The following is a 5,410-nucleotide window of genomic DNA, read 5'->3' as shown; positions in this document are numbered from 1 at the left end:
CAAAAAAGATGTAGCTAAGAATTGACAAGAAAGAAAAGGTTTGGTATACTAATATAGTTGCTTGTTCGGGAAACCGAACGAGGGCGAAAAAAAGTCAGTTCGATCATATAAAATCCTTGACAATCGAGGAGAGAAATGATAGAATGGATAAGTTGTCTCATAAGACAGCGCTAGACCATTGAAAACTAAATAAAGTAGAATAACTCATGTAAAGCAAGGATAGCTTTTAAAAAAACCAACCTGTCAAAGAAATAAAAATCGAGACAAACAAAGCCAAGTTTAAATGAACAAGGCAAACTTTTAAATGAGAGTTTGATCCTGGCTCAGGACGAACGCTGGCGGCGTGCCTAATACATGCAAGTCGAGCGATGAAGGAGATACTTGTATCTTTTGAAGAGCGGCGAACGGGTGAGTAACGCGTGGGGAATCTGCCAATGAGTGGGGGACAACATTTGGAAACGAATGCTAATACCGCATAAAATCTATTGAGACATCTCAAGAGATTGAAAGGAACAATTGTTTCGCTCGTTGATGATCCCGCGTTGTATTAGCTAGTTGGTGAGGTAACGGCTCACCAAGGCGATGATACATAGCCGACCTGAGAGGGTGATCGGCCACATTGGGACTGAGACACGGCCCAAACTCCTACGGGAGGCAGCAGTAGGGAATCTTCGGCAATGGACGAAAGTCTGACCGAGCAACGCCGCGTGAGTGAAGAAGGTTTTCGGATCGTAAAGCTCTGTTGTTGTTAAAGAACGTTGATGAGAGTGGAAAGTTCATCAAGTGACGGTAAACAACCAGAAAGGGACGGCTAACTACGTGCCAGCAGCCGCGGTAATACGTAGGTCCCGAGCGTTGTCCGGATTTATTGGGCGTAAAGCGAGCGCAGGTGGTTTCTTAAGTCTGGTGTCAAAGGCTACTGCTCAACAGTAGTGTGCATTGGAAACTGGGAGACTTGAGTGCAGGAGAGGAGAGTGGAATTCCATGTGTAGCGGTGAAATGCGTAGATATATGGAGGAACACCGGAGGCGAAAGCGGCTCTCTGGCCTGTAACTGACACTGAGGCTCGAAAGCGTGGGGAGCAAACAGGATTAGATACCCTGGTAGTCCACGCCGTAAACGATGAGTGCTAGATGTGGGGAGCTATAAGTTCTCCGTATCGCAGCTAACGCAATAAGCACTCCGCCTGGGGAGTACGACCGCAAGGTTGAAACTCAAAGGAATTGACGGGGGCCCGCACAAGCGGTGGAGCATGTGGTTTAATTCGAAGCAACGCGAAGAACCTTACCAGGTCTTGACATACTCGTGCGATTCTTAGAGATAAGAAGTTCCTTCGGGACACGGGATACAGGTGGTGCATGGTTGTCGTCAGCTCGTGTCGTGAGATGTTGGGTTAAGTCCCGCAACGAGCGCAACCCCTATGTTTAGTTGCCATCATTCAGTTGGGCACTCTAGACAGACTGCCGGTGATAAACCGGAGGAAGGTGGGGATGACGTCAAATCATCATGCCCCTTATGACCTGGGCTACACACGTGCTACAATGGATGGTACAACGAGTCGCCAACCCGCGAGGGTGCGCTAATCTCTTAAAACCATTCTCAGTTCGGATTGTAGGCTGCAACTCGCCTACATGAAGTCGGAATCGCTAGTAATCGCGGATCAGCACGCCGCGGTGAATACGTTCCCGGGCCTTGTACACACCGCCCGTCACACCACGGGAGTTGGGGGTGCCCGAAGTCGATAGTCTAACCGCAAGGAGGACGTCGCCTAAGGCAAAACCGATGACTGGGGTGAAGTCGTAACAAGGTAGCCGTATCGGAAGGTGCGGCTGGATCACCTCCTTTCTAAGGAATATAAGAAGGCATGGGAATTTTACTTTATTTAGTTTTGAGTGGTCTAAGACCATACACCCGATAGGTTAGACCTTTGTGGGGAATTAGCTCAGCTGGGAGAGCGCCTGCTTTGCACGCAGGAGGTCAGCGGTTCGATCCCGCTATTCTCCATAGAGAGGAAAGAGATTTTCTCTCTGTCAACGAAGACACAAAAATAGGTTGATCATTGAAAACTAAATAACAATATCTTATAACGATAAATAAACCGAAAAGCTGTGAATTTTAAAAGAGATTCATAAGAACTTATACTTGAAATAAATAATGAAAATTATTTTGGCAAAGTTAATAAGGGCGCACGGTGGATGCCTTGGCATTAAGAGCCGAAGAAGGACGTGACTAACGACGATATTCTAGGGGGAGCAGTAAGTACGCCTTGATCCCTAGGTCTCCGAATGGGGAAACCCACTATGTACTGCATAGTATCCGTAAGTGAATACATAGCTTACGCGAAGGACACGCAGAGAACTGAAACATCTAAGTACCTGCAGGAAAAGAAAATAAGAATGATTCCGTCAGTAGCGGCGAGCGAACGCGGAAGAGGCCAAACCAGAAAGCTTGCTTTCTGGGGTTGTAGGACTGCAAGACGGACTTAAGCATTATAGTCGAATAACCTGGGAAGGTTAATCAAAGAGGGTAATAATCCCGTAGACGAAATAGTGCTTATACCTAGCAGGATCCTGAGTAGGGCTGGACACGCGAAATCCAGTTTGAATCCGGGAGGACCATCTCCCAAGCCTAAATACTCCTTAATGACCGATAGTGAACCAGTACCGTGAGGGAAAGGTGAAAAGAACCCCGGGAGGGGAGTGAAATAGCACCTGAAACCGTGTGCCTACAAGAAGTTCGAGCCCGTTAATGGGTGAGAGCGTGCCTTTTGTAGAATGAACCGGCGAGTTATGATATGTTGCGAGGTTAAGCTGAAGAGGCGGAGCCGTAGGGAAACCGAGTCTGAATAGGGCGGTTGAGTAACATGTTGTAGACCCGAAACCTAGTGACCTATCCATGAGCAGGGTGAAGGTGTGGTAAGACGCACTGGAGGCCCGAACCAGGACACGTTGAAAAGTGTTTGGATGACTTGTGGATAGCGGAGAAATTCCAAACGAACTGGGAGATAGCTGGTTCTCTCCGAAATAGCTTTAGGGCTAGCGTCGAAATTTAAGTGTGTTGGAGGTAGAGCACTGTTTGGATGAGGGGTCCGTCTTGGATTACCAATTTCAGATAAACTCCGAATGCTAACACACATGTTCGGCAGTCAGACTGCGAGTGCTAAGATCCGTAGTCAAAAGGGAAACAGCCCAGACCAACAGCTAAGGTCCCAAAATAACTGTTAAGTGGAAAAGGATGTGGGGTTGCACAGACAACTAGGATGTTAGCTCAGAAGCAGCTACCATTCAAAGAGTGCGTAATAGCTCACTAGTCGAGTGACCCTGCGCCGAAAATGTACCGGGGCTAAACAGTTTACCGAAGCTTTGGATTGAGAAATCAATGGTAGGAGAGCGTTCTATGCAGCGACGAAGGCATACCGTGAGGAGTGCTGGAGCGCATAGAAGTGAGAATGCCGGTATGAGTAGCGTAAGACAAGTGAGAATCTTGTCCACCGTAAGACTAAGGATTCCAGGGGAAGGCTCGTCCGCCCTGGGTTAGTCGGGACCTAACACGAGGCCGAAAGGCGTAGTGGATGGACAACAGGTTGATATTCCTGTACAAGTATTGTTGTGAAGGAGTGACGCAGTAGGCTAAGGGAAGCCAGTTAATGGATTCTGGTCTAAGCAGTGAGGCGTGAGATGTGTTAAATGCATGTTTCTATAACGTTGAGCTGTGATGGGGAAGGATCTTCGGATCTAAAGTCCCTGATGTCACACTGCCAAGAAAAGCTTCTAGCTTAATTCAATACTTCCCGTACCGCAAACCGACACAGGTAGTCGAGGCGAGTAGCCTCAGGTGATCGAGAGAACTCTCGTTAAGGAACTCGGCAAAATGACCCCGTAACTTCGGGAGAAGGGGTGCTCACGCAAGTGAGCCGCAGTTAAAAGGTCCAAGCAACTGTTTATCAAAAACACAGCTCTCTGCTAAACCGTAAGGTGATGTATAGGGGGTGACGCCTGCCCGGTGCTGGAAGGTTAAGAGGAGATGTTAGATTCGTCGACGCATTGAATTGAAGCCCCAGTAAACGGCGGCCGTAACTATAACGGTCCTAAGGTAGCGAAATTCCTTGTCGGGTAAGTTCCGACCCGCACGAAAGGCGTAATGATTTGGATACTGTCTCAACGAGAGACTCGGTGAAATTTTAGTACCTGTGAAGATGCAGGTTACCCGCGACAGGACGGAAAGACCCCATGGAGCTTTACTGTAGCTTGATATTGAGTACCTGTAAGTCATGTACAGGATAGGTAGGAGCCATTGAGATGAGGACGCTAGTTTTCATTGAGGCGCTGTTGGGATACTACCCTTGACTTATGGTTACTCTAACCGTCGCGTTACACGACGCGCGAGACAGTGTCTGGCAGACAGTTTGACTGGGGCGGTCGCCTCCTAAAGAGTAACGGAGGCGCTCAAAGGTTGGCTCAGATTGGTTGGAAATCAATCGTAGAGTGTAAAGGTAAAAGCCAGCTTGACTGCGAGAGCTACAACTCGAGCAGGTAGGAAACTAGGACTTAGTGATCCGGTGGTACCGCATGGAAGGGCCATCGCTCAACGGATAAAAGCTACCCTGGGGATAACAGGCTTATCTCCCCCAAGAGTTCACATCGACGGGGAGGTTTGGCACCTCGATGTCGGCTCGTCGCATCCTGGGGCTGTAGTCGGTCCCAAGGGTTGGGCTGTTCGCCCATTAAAGCGGCACGCGAGCTGGGTTCAGAACGTCGTGAGACAGTTCGGTCCCTATCCGTCGCGGGCGTAGGTAATTTGAGAGGATCTGCCCTTAGTACGAGAGGACCGGGGTGGACCTACCGCTGGTGTACCAGTTGTCTCGCCAGAGGCACGGCTGGATAGCTATGTAGGGCAGGGATAAACGCTGAAAGCATCTAAGTGTGAAGCCCCCCTCAAGATGAGATTACCCATTCGAAAGAAATAAGAGCCCAGAGAGATGATCTGGTTGATAGGCTGGAAGTGGAAGTGCTGTGAGGCATGGAGCGAACCAGTACTAATCGCTCGAGGACTTTACCAAAAATCACGAAGTGAGGGAGGAATCCCGAACGGAGTGAAGGATAAGTCAGCTTAAGGTTTAGAAGTTAGAAGGATTGTTATTTAGTTTTGAGTGTTCAAAGCGATACGACAAGCGATTCGCGTAGCGAAAAGGGTGGCAGGAGATAAGGAAATCAGGAAAAGAAGGAACGCTTCTTGAAGGGATTGGCTTATTTTCCAAGAAGCTTAGCTTGGAGATCGATTGCATTCGAGAATGATTTAGTGCCCATAGCGTTGGAGATACACCTGTTCCCATGCCGAACACAGTAGTTAAGTCCTTCTGCGCCGGAAGTAGTTGGGGGTCGCCCCCTGCAAGATAGGGTCGGTGCTAAGT

The 5,410-nt window shown here is 48.7% G+C and carries 1 tRNA gene and 3 rRNA genes; all 4 read left to right on the top strand.

Annotation, left to right across the window (positions count from 1 at the left end):
- The first annotated feature begins 300 nt into the window (after positions 1-300).
- The 4 genes from GHI93_RS12645 (at position 301) to rrf (ending at position 5,410) form a co-directional block, all read left to right on the top strand.
- Positions 301-1,845 (top strand): 16S ribosomal RNA (locus GHI93_RS12645).
- Between the two features lie 86 nt (positions 1,846-1,931).
- Positions 1,932-2,004: transfer RNA gene (locus GHI93_RS12640), tRNA-Ala, on the top strand.
- A gap of 164 nt (positions 2,005-2,168) precedes the next feature.
- Positions 2,169-5,059, top strand: a 23S ribosomal RNA gene (locus GHI93_RS12635).
- Positions 5,060-5,294: 235 nt separating this feature from the next.
- Positions 5,295-5,410 (top strand): 5S ribosomal RNA (rrf, locus tag GHI93_RS12630).
- Together the 16S, 23S and 5S rRNA genes with 1 tRNA gene alongside form the textbook arrangement of a ribosomal RNA operon.

The organism is Lactococcus hircilactis, assembly GCF_009601015.1.
GTDB lineage: Bacteria > Bacillota > Bacilli > Lactobacillales > Streptococcaceae > Lactococcus > Lactococcus hircilactis.
This window is presented reverse-complemented; position numbering and strand designations above follow the sequence as displayed.